The sequence below is a fragment of the Amycolatopsis sp. NPDC102522 genome (genome assembly GCF_055584485.1).
In genome coordinates this window covers 36,811-52,166 of record NZ_JBVJLY010000028.1, presented here as the reverse complement: position 1 = coordinate 52,166, position 15,356 = coordinate 36,811, and the positions used below count along the sequence as shown (strand labels likewise).

Annotated in this window: 18 protein-coding genes and 1 tRNA gene; 6 read left to right on the top strand and 13 right to left on the bottom strand. The window is 68.4% G+C overall.

Annotated features, from left to right (window positions below; all coding sequences use genetic code 11):
• Positions 1–22: 22 nt before the first annotated feature.
• The 3 genes from ACZ6YV_RS39150 to ACZ6YV_RS39140 form a co-directional block, all read right to left on the bottom strand.
• The gene (locus ACZ6YV_RS39150; protein WP_465514447.1) at positions 23–907 is read right to left on the bottom strand and encodes a hypothetical protein; all 885 of its coding nucleotides are present in this window, start codon (positions 905–907) and stop codon (positions 23–25) included.
• Between the two features lie 161 nt (positions 908–1,068).
• Positions 1,069–2,268: an LCP family protein gene (locus ACZ6YV_RS39145; protein WP_465514446.1), complete on the bottom strand. Its 1,200-nt coding sequence runs from the start codon at positions 2,266–2,268 to the stop codon at positions 1,069–1,071.
• Positions 2,269–2,443: 175 nt separating this feature from the next.
• Complete coding sequence (locus ACZ6YV_RS39140) at positions 2,444–3,187, bottom strand: SDR family NAD(P)-dependent oxidoreductase (protein WP_465514445.1); 744 nt, start codon at positions 3,185–3,187, stop codon at positions 2,444–2,446.
• 100 nt (positions 3,188–3,287) lie between these two features.
• Between ACZ6YV_RS39140 and ACZ6YV_RS39135 the strand changes: the two genes are divergently transcribed.
• Positions 3,288–3,914, top strand: coding sequence for a TetR/AcrR family transcriptional regulator (locus ACZ6YV_RS39135; RefSeq protein ID WP_465514444.1), 627 nt, complete (start codon positions 3,288–3,290; stop codon positions 3,912–3,914).
• An 88-nt stretch (positions 3,915–4,002) separates the two neighbouring features.
• On the top strand, positions 4,003–5,526 hold the full coding sequence (locus ACZ6YV_RS39130; RefSeq protein ID WP_465514501.1) for an MDR family MFS transporter: 1,524 nt from the start codon (positions 4,003–4,005) through the stop codon (positions 5,524–5,526).
• Between the two features lie 97 nt (positions 5,527–5,623).
• Here ACZ6YV_RS39130 and ACZ6YV_RS39125 read toward each other — a convergent pair whose 3' ends face one another.
• A complete protein-coding gene (locus tag ACZ6YV_RS39125; RefSeq protein ID WP_465514443.1) occupies positions 5,624–5,875 on the bottom strand; it encodes a WhiB family transcriptional regulator in 252 nt (83 codons plus the stop codon).
• Positions 5,876–6,063: 188 nt separating this feature from the next.
• On the opposite strand from ACZ6YV_RS39125, the gene shbA reads away from it, so the two are divergent.
• Both shbA and ACZ6YV_RS39115 read left to right on the top strand, forming a co-directional pair.
• A complete protein-coding gene (gene shbA, locus ACZ6YV_RS39120; RefSeq protein ID WP_465514500.1) occupies positions 6,064–7,239 on the top strand; it encodes an RNA polymerase sigma factor ShbA in 1,176 nt (391 codons plus the stop codon).
• 129 nt (positions 7,240–7,368) lie between these two features.
• Entirely contained in the window at positions 7,369–8,088 is a 720-nt protein-coding gene (locus tag ACZ6YV_RS39115; RefSeq protein ID WP_465514442.1) for a DUF4190 domain-containing protein, read from the top strand.
• Between the two features lie 49 nt (positions 8,089–8,137).
• Here the strand turns inward: ACZ6YV_RS39115 and ACZ6YV_RS39110 are convergent, their stop codons facing one another.
• Entirely contained in the window at positions 8,138–8,713 is a 576-nt protein-coding gene (locus tag ACZ6YV_RS39110) for a hypothetical protein (RefSeq protein ID WP_465514441.1), read from the bottom strand.
• A 221-nt stretch (positions 8,714–8,934) separates the two neighbouring features.
• Here ACZ6YV_RS39110 and ACZ6YV_RS39105 point away from each other — a divergent pair, with 221 nt between their 5' ends.
• Positions 8,935–9,213, top strand: coding sequence for a DUF3892 domain-containing protein (locus tag ACZ6YV_RS39105; RefSeq protein WP_378241606.1), 279 nt, complete (start codon positions 8,935–8,937; stop codon positions 9,211–9,213).
• A gap of 36 nt (positions 9,214–9,249) precedes the next feature.
• Here the strand turns inward: ACZ6YV_RS39105 and ACZ6YV_RS39100 are convergent.
• A tRNA-Ile gene (locus ACZ6YV_RS39100) sits at positions 9,250–9,326 on the bottom strand.
• A gap of 258 nt (positions 9,327–9,584) precedes the next feature.
• On the opposite strand from ACZ6YV_RS39100, the gene ACZ6YV_RS39095 reads away from it, so the two are divergent.
• Positions 9,585–9,737: a hypothetical protein gene (locus tag ACZ6YV_RS39095; RefSeq protein WP_465514440.1), complete on the top strand. Its 153-nt coding sequence runs from the start codon at positions 9,585–9,587 to the stop codon at positions 9,735–9,737.
• A 25-nt stretch (positions 9,738–9,762) separates the two neighbouring features.
• Here ACZ6YV_RS39095 and ACZ6YV_RS39090 read toward each other — a convergent pair whose 3' ends face one another.
• The 7 genes from ACZ6YV_RS39090 to ACZ6YV_RS39060 form a co-directional block, all read right to left on the bottom strand.
• The gene (locus tag ACZ6YV_RS39090; protein WP_465514439.1) at positions 9,763–10,272 is read right to left on the bottom strand and encodes a hypothetical protein; all 510 of its coding nucleotides are present in this window, start codon (positions 10,270–10,272) and stop codon (positions 9,763–9,765) included.
• Between the two features lie 77 nt (positions 10,273–10,349).
• The gene (locus ACZ6YV_RS39085) at positions 10,350–11,120 is read right to left on the bottom strand and encodes a polyphosphate polymerase domain-containing protein (protein ID WP_465514438.1); all 771 of its coding nucleotides are present in this window, start codon (positions 11,118–11,120) and stop codon (positions 10,350–10,352) included.
• Positions 11,117–11,701, bottom strand: coding sequence for a DUF4956 domain-containing protein (locus ACZ6YV_RS39080; RefSeq protein ID WP_465514437.1), 585 nt, complete (start codon positions 11,699–11,701; stop codon positions 11,117–11,119). The genes ACZ6YV_RS39085 and ACZ6YV_RS39080 overlap by 4 nt, the downstream gene beginning before the upstream one ends.
• Before the next feature lie 60 nt (positions 11,702–11,761).
• Positions 11,762–12,424, bottom strand: a complete 663-nt coding sequence (locus tag ACZ6YV_RS39075; RefSeq protein ID WP_465514436.1) for a response regulator transcription factor — start codon at positions 12,422–12,424, stop codon at positions 11,762–11,764.
• On the bottom strand, positions 12,421–13,812 hold the full coding sequence (locus tag ACZ6YV_RS39070) for a sensor histidine kinase (RefSeq protein WP_465514435.1): 1,392 nt from the start codon (positions 13,810–13,812) through the stop codon (positions 12,421–12,423). The genes ACZ6YV_RS39075 and ACZ6YV_RS39070 overlap by 4 nt, the downstream gene beginning before the upstream one ends.
• A gap of 9 nt (positions 13,813–13,821) precedes the next feature.
• Entirely contained in the window at positions 13,822–14,097 is a 276-nt protein-coding gene (locus ACZ6YV_RS39065) for a hypothetical protein (protein WP_465514434.1), read from the bottom strand.
• A gap of 70 nt (positions 14,098–14,167) precedes the next feature.
• On the bottom strand, positions 14,168–15,316 hold the full coding sequence (locus ACZ6YV_RS39060) for a N(5)-(carboxyethyl)ornithine synthase (RefSeq protein ID WP_465514433.1): 1,149 nt from the start codon (positions 15,314–15,316) through the stop codon (positions 14,168–14,170).
• Between the last annotated feature and the right edge of the window lie 40 nt (positions 15,317–15,356).

Sequence of the window (15,356 nt, the reverse complement as noted above, 5' to 3'; positions counted from 1 at the left end):
CCATTCCCGTCTCTGTTTTGTTTCAGCCGAAGAAGATCGAAGTGACCTTGTTGTCGAAACCGAGCTTGGCGAGGTCCTTGACATCACCGTCGATGACGAGGGACTTGCCCTTGCAGTCCTTTTCGGACCACAGCTTGAGCGAACCGGCGGCGGAGACGGACGACGTCACGCCAGGGCGGGCGACGTTCTGGCAGCCCTGGCCCGCGAGCCCTTGCGACGGCTCGTCGTCACTGAAGTTCTTGCCGTCGAAGAGAACCGCACTGGACGCGGGCTTCTGCGGCGGAGCACTCTCCTCCGGCTGCCCGCTCCGCGCCTTCTGACCGTTCGGCGCGAGCCCGAACCACGTCCCGCCGACGCCCTGGCCGAGCGTGTCACCGGGTTTGGTGTCCTTCGCGAACCGGTAGGCGGGCCAGCCGCCGACGGTCAGCTGAACGGTGCCGTCGTCACGCTTCACCGTGCCGACGGCGGATTTCTTGACCCCTGCCAGGAAAACCTTGCTTCCCGGAGCGACGAGCACCGGCGGCCAGGTCTTGGCGCAGTCGCCGTTGCAAGTCGATTTCGAAGGCTTGGCGGTGTCCTTGTCGAAGCGGTACAACGTCAGCCCCGCGCCGTTGACGACCACCGGGCCGAGATCGCCGGCCTTGGCGGCCTTGAGCTGCACCCATTTGCGGGCGGTGTTCTGGTCCGCGGTGGCGGGCGTCCCGTCGGAACCCGTTGCCCAGTCACCGGTCTTGGGCTGTGCGTTGTTCGCCTTCGCGGTCCCGGCGAGGAAGGACAGCTCGTTGGCGACCTGCTCGACCGGCGCCGTTTCCTGCCGCGGCGCGGCTTCCTGCGTTCCACAGGCCGCGAGCGACAGCGCCCCGGCGGCGGCGAGGACGGCGACCGACACAACTCGTTTACCCAGCACGATTCTTTCTCCCCTGCACCCTGGGTTCCAGGCTCTCTGGAACTCCCCTACGCCATCGACACGGACGGCGTCGCGATGCGGTTCAAAAGAATCTTGGAGAAGTTTTCGGTACGGCCCAAAGCCGCATTCAGAGGACCAAATGCGGCGGGTATGGCTCCCCGTCAGCTGACGCAGCCGGCCATCTCAGGCGGCGCGGAAGACGTGGAAGACGAAGGCGGTGCGGCGACGGAGGACGTGGCCGCCACCGGCTTGATCCCGATCCCGTCGGTCGGCTCCCCCACCGCGGCGACGGTCGTCGAGTTCAGCGCGGACTTCACGAACGCCTTCACCTGGGCCGGGTCCACCTTCACCGCGTCGCCGTCGGACGGCGTCGGGAGGGAAAGGCTCTGGACCGGGATCGTCTGGAACTTGAGCGCTCCCGAACTCATCCCCCGCAGCTGCTGCGCGAAGCTCAGCACGTCCCAGCCGCGGTCGAGCACGACCGAACCCTGGATCGCGTCGATCAGGGCGCTCAGCCTGGTGGGATCGGTGAACGTCCCCGCGTCCAGCACGGTCTTGGCCATGCTCGAAAGGAACGCCTGCTGCCGCGCGATGCGGTCGAGGTCGCTGGGCAGGCCGTGCCGCTGCCGCACGAAGGCGAGCGCCTGCGGGCCCGAAAGCAGCTGCTTGCCCGCCGGGAAGGACGCCCCGGAGAACTTGTCCTGCACCGGTTCCTTGAGGCAGACCTCGACCCCGCCGACGGCCTCGCTCAGCGCGGAGAACCCGGCGAGGTTGACCGCGGCGTAGTGGTTGATGCTGAGCCCGGTGAACTGCTCGATCGTCTGGATCGTGAGTTTGGCGCCCGCCTCGTTGGCCTTGACCTCGAGCTGCGCGCCGGTCAGGCCCTGTGCGCGCAGCGAGGTCATCGCGGCGTTCTTGCCGCGGCTGTACGCCGAGTTGATCTTGTGCTTGCCGAACCCGCCCGCGATGTCCACATAGGAATCACGCGGGATGGAGATGGCCGTCGCCCCGACGCCGCCCGCCGGGATGTGGACCACGATCATGGTGTCGGTGGTGTCACCGCCCGCGTTGCCGTTTCCGGCGTGCAGCGTGTCGAGGACGTTCTGCGGCAACGGGTTCCCGTTGGTGTCGGTCCGCGAGTCGATGCCGACGAGCAGGATGTTCTGCGCCACCCGCAGCGGCTGCCCCGGCGGGCCGTCGGGCACCTGGGCGGACGGCGCGATCACGTCGGCCGTGACGATTCCCGCGTCCAGACGGCTCAACTGCGTCCACGCGAAGCCCGTGACACCCAGTACTGCCGCCGACACCAGGCCCAGTGCGACACGGCCGCCGATCCGTCGTCCTCGCGACGTGAGCAGCACGACCTTCTCCCCGCTTTCGTGAATGATCCCCCCGCGTTCGAGGATCACCGTGTTAGCTGGGAATCAGCTGAGAAAAGTGTCATGAACAGGTCTTAAAGCCCGATCGGCCCAGCCGAAGTGACCAAGAAGACAACCTGTCGCGACACCGTGTGCCGGACCGATCGCGCAGCGCTCCCTAGCGCGGCATCCGGCGCCAGATCGCGCGAGGCACCAAGCGCATCACCGAGAACACCAGCCTCAGCAGTCCCGGCACCCACACCGTATCCCGGCGTTTCCGGAGCGCGGCGACGGTCGCGTCGGCGACCTGATCCGGCGTGCTCGAGAACGGCGCCGGCGACATGCCTTCGGTCATCCGGCCGATCACGAATCCGGGCCGGACGAGCAGGAGGTGCACGCCGGTGCCGTGCAGGGCGTCGGCCAGACCGCTCGCGAAGCCGTCGAGGCCCGCTTTCGCCGATCCGTAGACGTAGTTCGCCCGCCGGACCCGCACCCCGGCGACCGACGAGAACACCACGAGACTTCCGCTTCCTTGCTCACGAAGCACATTGGCCACCTGAGTCAGCACACTCACGTGCGCCACATAGTCGGTGTGCACGATCGCGACGGCGTGCTCGGCGTCCGCTTCGGCCCGCGCCTGGTCGCCGAGGATCCCGAAAGCGGTGACGACGACGTCCAGCGGGCCGTGCTCCGCGACGACCTTCTCCAGGAACGGGCCGTGCCCGGCGAGATCGTCGGCGTCGAACTCGACGACGTCGACCGTCTTCGCTCCCGCGGCCAGCAGCCGTTCGGTCTCCGCGCCGAGGTCCGCGCTCCGCCGTGCGGCCAGCACGATCTCGCGCGCCCCGCCCTTGGCGAGCCGCTCCGCGACCGCGAGACCGATCTCGCTGCGTCCGCCCAGTACCAGCACCGTTCCGCTCACCCGCCGCAGTCTGCCAGGCGGGATCCGGCCTGCCGCGAGTGGCACGGTTCACAAACTGCAATTTTGCAGCATCTGCACCTTTAGGCGTATCGTGGTGCTCATGCCCGAACCCGTCAAAGGTCTCCGCGAGCGCAAACGGCTGGAAACCCACCGCGCGCTGGCGACCACCGCCGTCCGGCTCGTCGCCGAACGCGGTCTGGACCAGGTGACGGTCGAGGACATCAGCGCGGCGGCGGGGGTCTCGTCGCGCACCTTCTTCAACTACTTCGCGTCCAAAGAGGACGCTGTCGTCATCGCGCACGCCGACAACGCCGAACGGTCGCAGCGCACCATCGAGATCTTCCTTGCCACGCCGAAAGATGTCGGCACTCCACGCGCTTTCGTCGATGCGCTGAAGGAAGACATCACCCAGATCGACGAGAACCGCGAAGAGTGGCTCGGCCGGATGAAGGCGATCCAGGAGAACGCCACCCTGCATTCACGCGCGGTGGCGATGAACCACGACACCATCGCGCCGGCGATCGAGGCGATCGCGCGCCGCACCGGCGTGGATCCCAAGGCCGATCTGTATCCGACGTTGCTGCTTTCCGCGCTCGGCGGCGCGGTCAACGCCACGCTCATCCTCTGGTACCAGCAGGACGGCCGCGTGTCCGCGCTCGATCTGCTGGACGAAGCCGTCGAAATGCTTCTCGCCGGGCTCCCCGAGCCCGGCGGCCGCGCGCGCTGACGCGCCCGGCCTCACAAGAACACGAAGGGGGACGACCATGTCCACAGCCATGACCGAACCGCGAGAACCGGAGTCTCCACCGGGCTCGATGGGCCGCAAACAGGTCCTCGAAGCCATGTCGGGGCTGATGATGGGCATGTTCGTCGCCATCCTCGCCTCGACGGTGGTCGCGAACGCGTTGCCGCGCATCGTCTCCGAACTGGGCGGTTCGCAGTCGTCCTACACCTGGGTGGTCACCACCGAACTGCTCGCGATGACCGCGACGGTTCCGCTCTGGGGCAAGCTTTCCGACCTGTACAACAAGAAGCTGCTGATCCAGCTCTCGCTCGGGCTGTTCGTGGTCGGTTCGCTGGTCGCCGGGTTCGCGGGCAACATCGAACTCCTGATCGCCAGCCGGGTCGCGCAGGGCATCGGCGCGGGCGGGCTCACCGCCCTCGCGCAGGTGATCATGGCCGCCATCGTCTCGCCGCGTGAACTCGGGAAGTACTCGGGGATCTTCGGCGCCGTGTTCGCCGTCGGGACCATCGCCGGCCCGCTGATCGGCGGCGTCATGGTGGACACCTCGTGGCTCGGCTGGCGCTGGTGCTTCTTCCTGGGCGTCCCGTTCGCGGTGGCGGCGATCCTGCTGCTGCAGCGCACCCTGAACCTGCCGACGACCCGGCGTGACGTGAAGGTCGACTATCTCGGCGCGTTCCTGATCATGGCCGGCGTCTCGACGCTGCTGGTCTGGTCGTCGCTGGCCGGGCACCAGTTCGCGTGGGGCTCCCTGTGGACGGTCGGCCTGGTGACCGCGGGCGTGGTCATCCTCGCCCTAGCCGTCTACGTCGAGTCGAAGGTGGCCGAGCCGATCCTGCCGCTGGGGATGTTCCGCAACCGCACGATCACCCTGACCACCCTCGCGAGCTTCCTCGTCGGTGTCGCGATGTTCGGCGGGACGGTGTTCCTGTCCCAGTACTTCCAGCTGTCGCTCGGCAAGTCGCCGACCGTGGCCGGGCTGCTGAGCCTGCCGATGATCTTCGGCATCCTCGTGTCGTCCACCGTCTCGGGCCAGCTGATCAGCCGGACCGGGAAGTGGAAGAGCCACCTGCTGCTCGGTTCGACCCTGATGACCGTGGGCCTGGCCCTACTGGGCACGCTCGACGCGAAAACGAACCTCGTCGTCCTCGGCGCGTACATGGTCGTCCTGGGTGTCGGCGTCGGCATGCTGATGCAGAACCTGGTCCTGGTGGCGCAGAACGACGTCGACGCGCACGACCTCGGCACGGCGACCTCCACGCTGTCGTTCTTCCGCAGCCTCGGCGGCTCGATCGGGGTGAGCGCGCTGGGCGCGGTGCTCGCGAACCGGGTCACCGCGCTGATCATCGAGGACCTCGGGCCGCTGCCCGGCGGCGGCGAAGGCGGCGCGGTGCCGAACATCGCCGCGCTGCCCGAGCCTGTCGCGAACGTCGTCCGCGAGGCTTACGGGGAAGCGACCAGCGAGTTGTTCCTGATCAGCGCGCCGATCGCGTTGCTGGTCATCGTCGCCGTCGCCTTCCTCAAGCACAAGCCGCTCAAGACCCAGTCGGGCAACGAACGGCTGGCCGAGGAGACAGTGGCCGACGCCGTCTCCTGACCCACCACGAAAGAGGGGCCCGGTTCACCGAACCGGGCCCCTCTTTTTTCGTGCGCGCTCAAACCCCAGTGGAATTCAGTCACGCAGTCGAGTGGCTTCAGGCGGCGCTGCCGACACGAATCGGGCTGCGTCGCTCACTGCCGGTCAGCCCGCCGAAAACGCCATGGGCGAGTCCGTTGTCCACGGCGTAGGCCAGGCAGGCCGAAATGACCGGGCACCGCGCGCAGACGGCCTTCGCACGGGCCACCTGGCGGGCACCGGGACCGGTTTCGGTGACCGGGAAGAACAGTTCGGGATCCTCACCTCGGCAAGCGGCCTCACCCAGGTCGCCGGCCATCCTCGTTTCCATTTTCCTATCACCTCCTTCCTTCGATTTTCCCTTCCGCGTCAAACGACTTCCGCTCGGAGCCGGGTATCCACCCACGTCCGTGGCGCAAACATCACCTTGACCGAATCGTTACACTCAGCGGCTCGCTCACTGCACCTGTCCTGGAGAGGGCATTCGCGTCAGGCGACGGGGAGCGGTGAGTGCGGGTGATGGGCCACGACGAGTTCGACGAGTTCTTCCACGCCGAATTTCCGCTGCTCACCGGCTTTCTGTGCAAGGCGGGGTTCGCACTCGATCCGGCACGGGACGCGGCGGCGGAGGCGATGCTCAACGCCTACGAGGACTGGAAGACCATCACCCAGCCGAAATCGTGGGTCCGCCGCGTCGGGCATCGGCGGGCGAAGGAGCAGACGGCCGTCCGCGCGGACTGGGCGTTCGCCGACGTGGGCAGGGAAGACAAACTCACCGTCCTCGCCGAGGAGGCGTCGTCCGTCCTGACCATGCTGGGACGGCTGCCGAAACGCCAGCAACTCGGCATGGCCTGGTCACTGGACGGCTACACGTCGAGGGAGATCGCCGGGGTGCTCGGGATCGCGGACGAGGCTGTCAGCGCGACCTTGCGGCACGCGCGGGGCCGCCTGGAGGAGCACGACCCCGAGTCCGTCGATCGCCTGGACAGCGCCAACGGCGCCTTCGTCGACGCGTTGCGGATGGGACTCGACAGCGAGGACACCCTGACCCGGATCAAGAACCGCGCGATGATCCGGGAGCTCGCGCTGGTGGAGCCGGGCGCCCCGGCGGCGGCGGAGCCCGAACAGGCGACGCCGTCGCACTGGTACACCCTCGACGAGCCCGTCGCGGCCGCCGGACGAGGCGACCGGCGGGCGCTGGACCACCTGCTGACCACCATCCGCCCGCTCGTGATCCGGTACTGCCGGGCGCGGGTCGGCAGGCAGGAACGGACGTACGCCTCGGCGGACGACGTCGCGCAGGAGGTCTGCGTGGCGATCCTCCGCGCGCTGCCCACCTACCGCGAACGTGGGCGGCCCTTTCTCGCCTTCGTCTACGGCATCGCCCAGCACAAGGTCGCCGACGCCCGCCGTGCCGCCGCCCGCAACCGCACGGAACCCGTCGCCGAGGTCCCCGACGGGATCTCGGACTCCATCGGCCCGGAACAGCACGCGCTGCACAACGAACTGAGCGACCGGATGGGCGAACTGCTGCGGATCCTGCCGGACAAGCAGCGGGAGATCGTCGTTTTGCGGATCGTCGTCGGCCTGTCCGCGGAAGAGACCGCCGGCGTGGTCGGCTCGACGGCGGGCGCCGTTCGCGTTGCGCAGCACCGGGCTTTGGGAAGGCTTCGCAAAATTCTCACGGAGGAATGAGCTCTTCACGGATACCTGATCGTTAAGCCGTTTTCGTAACGTCCGGGCGCGCGAAATTCGCTCACGATGAGACGTAACACGGGAATACGTCACGCCGATCTCCACGCGAAGACAGGCGAAAGGATCATCGTGACCACTCCCTCCCCGTACCCCTATCAAGCGGCACCCATAGCCGCGCCTCCGCGTAACGGGCTGGGCACCGCCGGGTTCGTTCTCGGCCTCGTCGGACTGCTGTTCTCCCCGATTCCGTTCATCGGCGTCATCGCCTGGCCGCTCGTCATCGTCGGACTCATTCTCGCCGGGGTCGGGTACTCCCGCGCGAAGAGCGGTGTCGCGGACAACAAAGGTCTCGCGCTGACCGGCGTCATCCTGTCCGCGGTCGGCCTCGTCATCTGCGTTCTCTGGACCGTCGTGTTCAGCGCAGCCGTTGTGGACGCGGCGAATTCGCTCCCGACGGCGCCGCCGTCGGCACCCGGCGCACCGCTGGGCAACGACACGGGAGCGCCCGCGCAGGCACCCGTACAGGAACCGGCCAAAGAGCAGGCCGCCGAGCACACCGTGGTCTACCGGGTGACCGGCACCGGTGGCGCGAAGGCGGGCAACATCACCTACACGACCGACGGGATGACCACCAGCAACCAGGAAGCCAACGTCAAGCTCCCGTGGGAGAAGACGATCAAGCTGCCGGGTGGCCAGTCCCTGCAGATGGTGAGCATCCTGGCTCAGGGCAGCGGCAAGGGCGCCATCAAGGTGACCATCGAGGTCGACGGCAAGCTCATCAAGGAAGCGAGCGCCGAGGAGTACGGCATCGCGCACGCGAACGAGAACATCGGCTCCCTGGGCAACTGAGCGGACGGTGCAGGCCCTCGCGAACCGCGAAGGGCCTGCACCACCCGAGTCACGGGCGGCAGCGCTCGGCGGTCGCCGCGGCCTTGGTCAGCTCCGGGGAGTCCAGCACGGCCTTGACCGGGTCCAGCGCGCCGTGCGCGTCCTTCTGAGCGGCCATCAGGCCGTCGACGGCACGGCCCTGCGCGGCCGTGTCGCTCCTCTTCGCCGCGTCCAGATCGGCCTTCGCCTTCGCGACCTTGTCGCGCGCCGCGGTGTACTTCCCGAGGAAGTCCGTCTTGGCCGCGTCCGCGGCGGGAACCGGCGCGGCGGGCAGAGCGTTGAGGCCGTCGACCGTCTTGCCCAGGATGCTCGCGTAGTGCCCGAGCTGGTCACTGGTGCTCTTCGTGATGGCCTCGACGGTCTCGCCGCCGGCCGCGGGCATCTTGTTGTTGCCGTCGATGAAATCCTTGACCGAGCCGCAGAACCCGTTCATCCAGGCCACCGTGGCGGCCGGGTCGGCGGCGGACGACGAGGGCGCCGGGGGCGCCGGCTGCATCGCCTGCGGCGCAGGATCCGGGGCGCAGCCCGTCAAGGCCAGCGCGAATCCGATCGCGGCGACGGCCGATGCCTTCTTGACAGCACACATGTCTGTTCCCCTCTCTTTCCGGCAGGTGTTCCGGCCGGCGCGAGGACTTTGACACGGCGGAACGGGCGCGGTCTGCGTCATCTGACTCAGAACGGACGCCCCACGCTCGAACTCGTAACGTTCGAGGCACGGCGGCCGGACGGCGTAACGAGGTGCGGACAGGTGGCGAGTACAGCATTACCCCTGTTCACTTCGAGGACACCCCAGCCGAAGAGGTAGCCATGGCCATCAAGATCACCGCAGCGCGGCTCGAAGGCGGGAAGTTCCACGAAAGCATCACGAAATTGCGCTGGATCAACCCCGGCAGTGGCGAAACCGGCGAGAGTTTCGTTTCGGCGATCGTGGCGTGGATCGAAGACGACGACGGGAAGGCCTATGTGGACGAGGGTATCCACCGGGTGGCCGTGGAGATCATCAAGCCGACCTTCGGCCCGGAATTCCTCCGCACGCGGGCGGACGGGATCTGGAAGAACAACCTGCTGGAGCTTCCCCGCTTCTGAAGCTGGTGCGTCCACAATGGACAGCGGGAATTGACGTGGTGGGCCGGGTCGGGCTCGAACCGACGGCCAAGGGATTATGAGTCCCCTGCTCTAACCAACTGAGCTACCGGCCCCAACGGTGTCCTGACACCTCCGCGGGAGCCGTCCCAGCCCGAACAGCGGGTTTGCGAACGCACAGAAGTCCCAGTTCGCTCCAAGTTATCACAGCGCTCACCTGCCACGATCGCCTAGGCCAAACAGTTGGTTTCCGGCACGGAACAAAGCACGCTCGTCTAGGTTTCAAGGACCAATGCCGAGCGGATCGCCGCCCGGGACACGCTGACCATCGGGACGGGGCCGGAACGTCACGCCCACCGGGCAGGGAGGCGCTCGTGGCGAGTTCGATCGCCATCGGGCTCGGTCTCGTGGTCGCCGTCGGCACCGCGTTGTCACTGAGGGCGAGCGCCCGGGTACTGCGGCGGGCCGACGCCCGTATCGACGCGATCCTCGCCGAGGAACTGGACGACCGGCCGCCGCCGCAGTAGCCGACTAGTGGTCCTCTTTGGACAGTCAGCTGCCCGAGGTCGAACCTCCGCCCGGAGGGCTACTCGGCGGCTCCGTGGTCGGCGTTGGCTTCGTCGGTGTCGGCGTAGTCGGTGTCGGCGTGGTCGGCGGCAACGTCGTCGGTGTCGGTTTCGGCGTTGTCGGCGGCGAAACCTGCCCGCCATAGGCCGCGTAGCTGAACCAGATCGCCCCGCCCGCCTTCGGCGTGGTCTGGTTGAACATCGCCCGCACCTGGAACGTGGTCGCCGTGTACGAACCCTGCACCGTGTTCAGCATGTACGCGTTGAACTGCCCCGGCGTGTTCGCCGACACGACCACCACCGCCGGGACAGCGCCCAGCGCGTGCGGCACGGTGCACATCCCGGCACCGTCGGTCACGCACGACGTCTCCGCGGCCTGCACGCTCGGCGCGGGCGACGGGCCGACGGCGCCGGACGTCCCGGCGAACACCGTGCCCCCGGCCGCGGCGACGGCCAGCCCCGCCACGGCGAGCGCGGCCTTCTCCCTGGTCCTCATGGCGTCCTCCCTCGTTCGGGCCGGATGGCCCGACAGCAAGGGTCGGCCGCCGCGCCGCGATCGTTACGCCGCCATCGTTACGCCACCCCGAGCCGCCGCAGCGCCGGTCGCCACCGGTTCCCGCCGACCGCCAGCCCCAGCGCCACCAGGCCCGCGCAGTACTTGCTCACCGACTGTTCCCGGATCCGCAGCTTCGCCAGCGCCTCGGTGACGCTGTTGCGCTCGGAAGCCGACTTCACCTCCAGCAGCACCAAGTCACCCCCAGCGGCGAGGCTTCGCGAGCCCGAACGCCAGACCAGCGAGGTGTCGCAGGTGATCCGGGCGTCGGCGGTGACGAGGGTGGTCCGCCGATAGCCCGTGATCAGCGCGGGGGTCAGCGGCCGGGGCGCGGGGCGGCCGTAGGCGGCGGTGAGGGCGTCGTCGAGAAACGTCAACGCGGGCGCAGTCAGGCCGTGCGCCGCCTCGGCCGGATGCGGCCGTCGGACCTTGACCGTCTCGTCGCGCCGTCCGCTGACTTTGAGCTCGCAGTAGGTGTCGGCCGAGTCGGTGTAGGTGCGCGTGCGGATCTTGAACCGGCGCCGTCGGTCCTGCCGGTGCGCCCGGAAGATCGCCAGATCCGGCGTGTCGAAATAGGTCGACGAGTAGCCGAACACCCGCTGCCCATCGATCTCCAGACAGCGCGACGACGCACCGAGTTCCTGCATGACGGCCAGGAAGTCGTTGAGCGGCAGGACGTACTTGCGGTCCGTCCGGCTCATCAGCCCACTCGTGGCGACGACTTCGGCCAGCGAAAGCGAGGGGAGCCCTTTCGCCACCGCCGCGACGGTGGCCGTTCCGCGCCCGCTCACCGGTGCCCCGCCGGAGCGCCGTGGACGACCGGGGCGGTGTCGGGCCGGAACCGGACGTCGACGACGGTGACCTCGCGGACATAGTCCACTTCGGACACACTGTGCCGCACGACCGTTCCACCGAGCCGCGCTCGCAGTTCCATCAGCATCGTCTGCTCGTCGGGGTACACGGTGTCGAGTACGACCGTCCGGCGCTGCGGCCCGCGGGTGCGCGAGGGGTGGTCGGCGATGTACATGACGGCGAGCAGCAGAACGTTGAAGACGGCGACGATCCGCCAGTCCGCGGACGGCAACCCGTTCACCAGCCCCAATACCAGCGCGACGAAGTAGTACGCGACCTCCTGCTGGCTGATCGAATCGGACCGCAGGCGGATGATCGACAGCACGCCGAACAGGCCGAGCCCGAGTGCGCTCGCTGTCGACACGGAAAGCAGCACGGCGACCGAAACGCAGACGCCGACGTTCAGCGCGAGGTAGGCGCAGGCGAGGTCACCACGATGGTGACGGCGGGCGTAGATGCCGTAGGCGAGGATGACGGCCGCGACGAGGTCGACGGCCAGATGAATCAGTGTCGTGGTCATGGAAACCACTGTGCCGCACGGAAAAGAGACCATCGTGAGAGCCCGATGAGAACCGTCTCATCAGGACTCAGCGAGCCGGTAGCCCATCCCTCGCACGGTTTCGATCCGCCCCGCGCCGATCTTCCCGCGCAGGTAACGGATGTAGACGTCCACCACGTTCGAGCCGGGGTCGAAGTCGAAGCCCCAAACCCCGCCGAGCAGCTGCTCACGGGACAGCACCTGGCCGCGGTTGCGCAGCAATGTTTCCAGCAGCGCGAACTCGCGGGCGGTGAGGTCCTTCTCCTCCCCCGCCACCGAAACCTTCCGCGTGCGCAGATCGAGCGAAAGCTCCCCGGCGCGCAGCACCGCCGGTTCGGCGTTGGGATTTCCCCGCAGCCGCAACCGGATCCGCGCCAGCAGCTCCTCGAACGAGAAGGGTTTGGCCAGGTAGTCGTCGGCGCCGCCGGAGAGCCCGGCGACCCTGTCGACGACGCTGTCCCGGGCGGTCAGGATGATCACCGGCACCGTCCGGCCCGCCGCGCGCAGGGCGCGCAACAGATCCGAGCCATCGAGGTCCGGGAGCCCGAGGTCGAGGACGACCAGGTCGTGCGCACCGGTCAACGCCTCGGTCAGCCCCTCGGAGCCGGTCTTGACCCAGCGGGTCGCGAAACCCTGCGCCCGCAGGCCTTTCTCGACGAACGCGCCGATCCGGGCGGAGTCCTCCACCACCAGCACACTGGTCACCGGTCCGCACCTTCCGCGACAGGGATCTCCATGGTGAACCGCGCGCCTTCGCCGGGCACGGTGTCGAGCAGGACGCGGCCGCCGTGCGCCTCGGCGATCGCGGCGACGATCGCCAGGCCGAGTCCGGCGCCGTCGTCGCCGCTCGAGTTGCTTCCGCGTTTGAAGCGTTCGAAGATCCGGCTCCGCGAATCGGGCGGGACACCTTCCCCGGTGTCGCGGACCCAGAGCCGCGCCGTCGTCGCGATGACCTCGGAGCCGAGGGCGATCTCCTGGCCCGGCGAAGTGTGGCGGACGGCGTTGGAGACCAGCTGCAGCAAGGCTTGGGTCAGCCGCTGACCGTCCGCGCGGACGGTCACCTCGGCGACCGCGTCCAGCCGCCAGACACGGTCGGCCAGCGGACGGGACTTGGCGAGGGTCTCGACGGTGAGATCGGCGAGGTCGGCATCGCCGGGCGCCAGGAAGTCGGGGCTGCCGGATTTCGCGAGCACCAGCAGATCGTCCACGATCCGTTGCATCCGCCCGAGTTCGTCGAGGACCAGATGCCGTGTGGCCGCGTTCTCCTCGGGGTCGTCCCCCATCAGCTCGAGATGGCCGCGGACGATCGTGATCGGCGTGCGCAGTTCGTGTCCGGCATCGTCGATGAAGTCGCGCTGACCGGCGAAGGCGCTTTCGAGCCTGTCCAGCATCGTGTTGAAGGTACGCCCGAGCGCGGCGACGTCGTCCGAGCCCCGGACCTCGATCCGGCGCGAAAGATCGGTCTCGCCGATTTGTTCGGCGGCCAGGCGGACTTCGCGCACCGGCGCGAGGATGCGGCCGGCGACCAGCCAGCCGATCAGCCCGGCCAGCACCAGCGCGGCGCCCGACATCGCGGCCATCACGCCGACGACGTCGTTGATCTCGCCCGCGGCGTGGTCGACGAACTCGACGATCACCAGCGCGCCGCGGCCCGGCGAACCCTCGATGGTCACCGGGACGACGCCGTAGCGCGCGGAACCGACCGCGGTGGTGACCGTGCCGTACGCCGGGCTCGTGGCCCGGGACAGCTCGGCGACGAACTTCGGGTCGGTGTCGAGCCGGACCGGCGGCTCGATGGCGCTCCTCCTCGACGCGGCGCCGTCGATGATCGAGAAGAACGTCTCGTACTTCTCGGGCAGGTTCCGTTCCAGGTGACGGCCGAGCACCGCCTCGACGGTGGCGGGCTGCCCCGCCGGACGGGCGTCAGCAGACGCCAGGAAGGCCCGGAGCTTGCCCGTCTCGTGCGCGATCTCGTTGTCGAGCCGCTGGTCCAGCTGGTTGTGCAGGACGGTGCGGGTCGCCAGCAGCGATCCGGCGAGCGCGAGCAGCACGACCAGCAGGACCCACGCGAGGATCCGGGCGCGGGCGCTCATCGGCCCCGCTCAGTCGTCGAGGTCGAAGTCGAAACGATCGTCACCGTCGTCACCATGGTCATCGTCATCATCGGGGTCGTCGTCGTGCCCGGCCAGCCGGGGCGGGACGACGGCGGGCGGGGCGCCCGCCTCCCCCGGTCCGGAGACGGCCTGCCCCGTCGGGGCGACGACCGCCGGGCCGAGGTCGGGCGGTGAGGCCGCGGTGGCCGCGATGACGGCGAACGTGCCGGCGGCCGCCATCACGACGGCGGCGACCCCGGCCAGGACGAAGATTCGGACTCGCATGCCTTCAGGCTGCCGGGCGCGGGTGAGCCGTCGATGAGGGCTCGATGAGAACTTTCTCATCGAGACGGGCTCACCGGTGTGCGTGCGGGTACTCCGGCGAGCGGTGCTGGAACGCCAGGATGTCGGGATTCCGGATCGTTCCCTCGCTGATCTCGACGGCCCGGTGCAGCGTTTCGTCGGCGGCCCAGGCCGCGCGTCCACCGAGCACCTGCTTCAGATGCGGCAGCAGGGCGCCGCTGATCTCCCAGGTCGCCGAGTCCCAGAGGTAGGAGGGACTGTGGTCGACGGCGTAGTAGGTGACGCCGCCGACTTCGAAGGTGGGCTCCGTGAAAGTCGTCGGCCTGGCCCAGCTGAACCCCATGTCCTCGTCGCACGACACGTCGACGATCAAGCTTCCCGGCTGGAACGCGGCGAGGTCTTCGTCGGTGAGGAAGGTCAACGGGGCGTTCGTGTCCTGCAGTACACAGTTGACGACGATGTCGTGCCCCGCGAGGAACTCCGCCAGCGGCACGCGGCCGTTCTCGGTGATCGCGTGACTTCGGCGAAGGTCGCCCGTGGTGTGCGCTTCGTGGTCGAGCCGCACGATGTTCGCGGAGTGGATCGGCGAACCGACCGCGGTCACCCCGCGATGGGTGAGGACGTGCACGTCATGGAATCCATGCGCGTTCAGCGCCGTCACGGACCCACGCGCGGTCGCGCCGAAGCCGATCACGACGGCGCGGAGACGGCGGCCGTAGTCACCGGTCGAGCCGATCAGCTGAAGCGCGTGCAGTACCGAGCAATAGCCCGCCAATTCGTTGTTCTTGTGGAAGACGTGCAGACTGAAAGAACCGTCACGGCGCCAATGGTTCATCGCTTCGAACGCGATGAGCGTCAGCTTCCGGTCGATGGCCAGCTGGGTGACCTTGTCGTCCTGGACGCAATGCGGCCAGCCCCACAGGATCTGCCCCGGCCGCAGCTCGGCCAAGTCCTCCGCGAGCGGTTTGGCCAGCAGGATGACGTCGCAGTCCGCGATGAGGCGCTCACGGGGAAGCAGCCCGGCGACGAGCGGCGCCAGGTCCTCGTCCGGGATGCCGAAGCGTTCCCCGTAGCCGTGTTCGAGGTAGATGCTCCGCCGGAGGGCGGGGTCGATTCGCTCGAGATGGCGGGGATGGATCGGAAGCCGCCGCTCGTTTTCTTTGCGCGAGCGGGAAATGACGCCGAGAGTGAGCTGGTCCACTTGGGCCCCTTAGCTAGACCACAGTCTAAGCACAGGGGCC

Bases quoted from the DNA above. Each gene is read 5' to 3' on its own strand.
- ACZ6YV_RS39105 (WP_378241606.1), top strand. From the start codon at position 8,935: ATGGCCATCAAGATCACCGCAGCGCGGCTCGAAGGCGGGAAGTTCCAC.
- ACZ6YV_RS39090 (WP_465514439.1), bottom strand. From the start codon at position 10,272: ATGAGGACCAGGGAGAAGGCCGCGCTCGCCGTGGCGGGGCTGGCCGTC.
- shbA (WP_465514500.1), top strand. From the start codon at position 6,064: ATGGGCCACGACGAGTTCGACGAGTTCTTCCACGCCGAATTTCCGCTG.
- ACZ6YV_RS39110 (WP_465514441.1), bottom strand. From the start codon at position 8,713: ATGTGTGCTGTCAAGAAGGCATCGGCCGTCGCCGCGATCGGATTCGCG.
- ACZ6YV_RS39080 (WP_465514437.1), bottom strand. From the start codon at position 11,701: ATGACCACGACACTGATTCATCTGGCCGTCGACCTCGTCGCGGCCGTC.
- ACZ6YV_RS39130 (WP_465514501.1), top strand. From the start codon at position 4,003: ATGGGCCGCAAACAGGTCCTCGAAGCCATGTCGGGGCTGATGATGGGC.
- ACZ6YV_RS39065 (WP_465514434.1), bottom strand. From the start codon at position 14,097: ATGCGAGTCCGAATCTTCGTCCTGGCCGGGGTCGCCGCCGTCGTGATG.
- ACZ6YV_RS39135 (WP_465514444.1), top strand. From the start codon at position 3,288: ATGCCCGAACCCGTCAAAGGTCTCCGCGAGCGCAAACGGCTGGAAACC.
- ACZ6YV_RS39125 (WP_465514443.1), bottom strand. From the start codon at position 5,875: ATGGAAACGAGGATGGCCGGCGACCTGGGTGAGGCCGCTTGCCGAGGT.
- ACZ6YV_RS39070 (WP_465514435.1), bottom strand. From the start codon at position 13,812: ATGAGCGCCCGCGCCCGGATCCTCGCGTGGGTCCTGCTGGTCGTGCTG.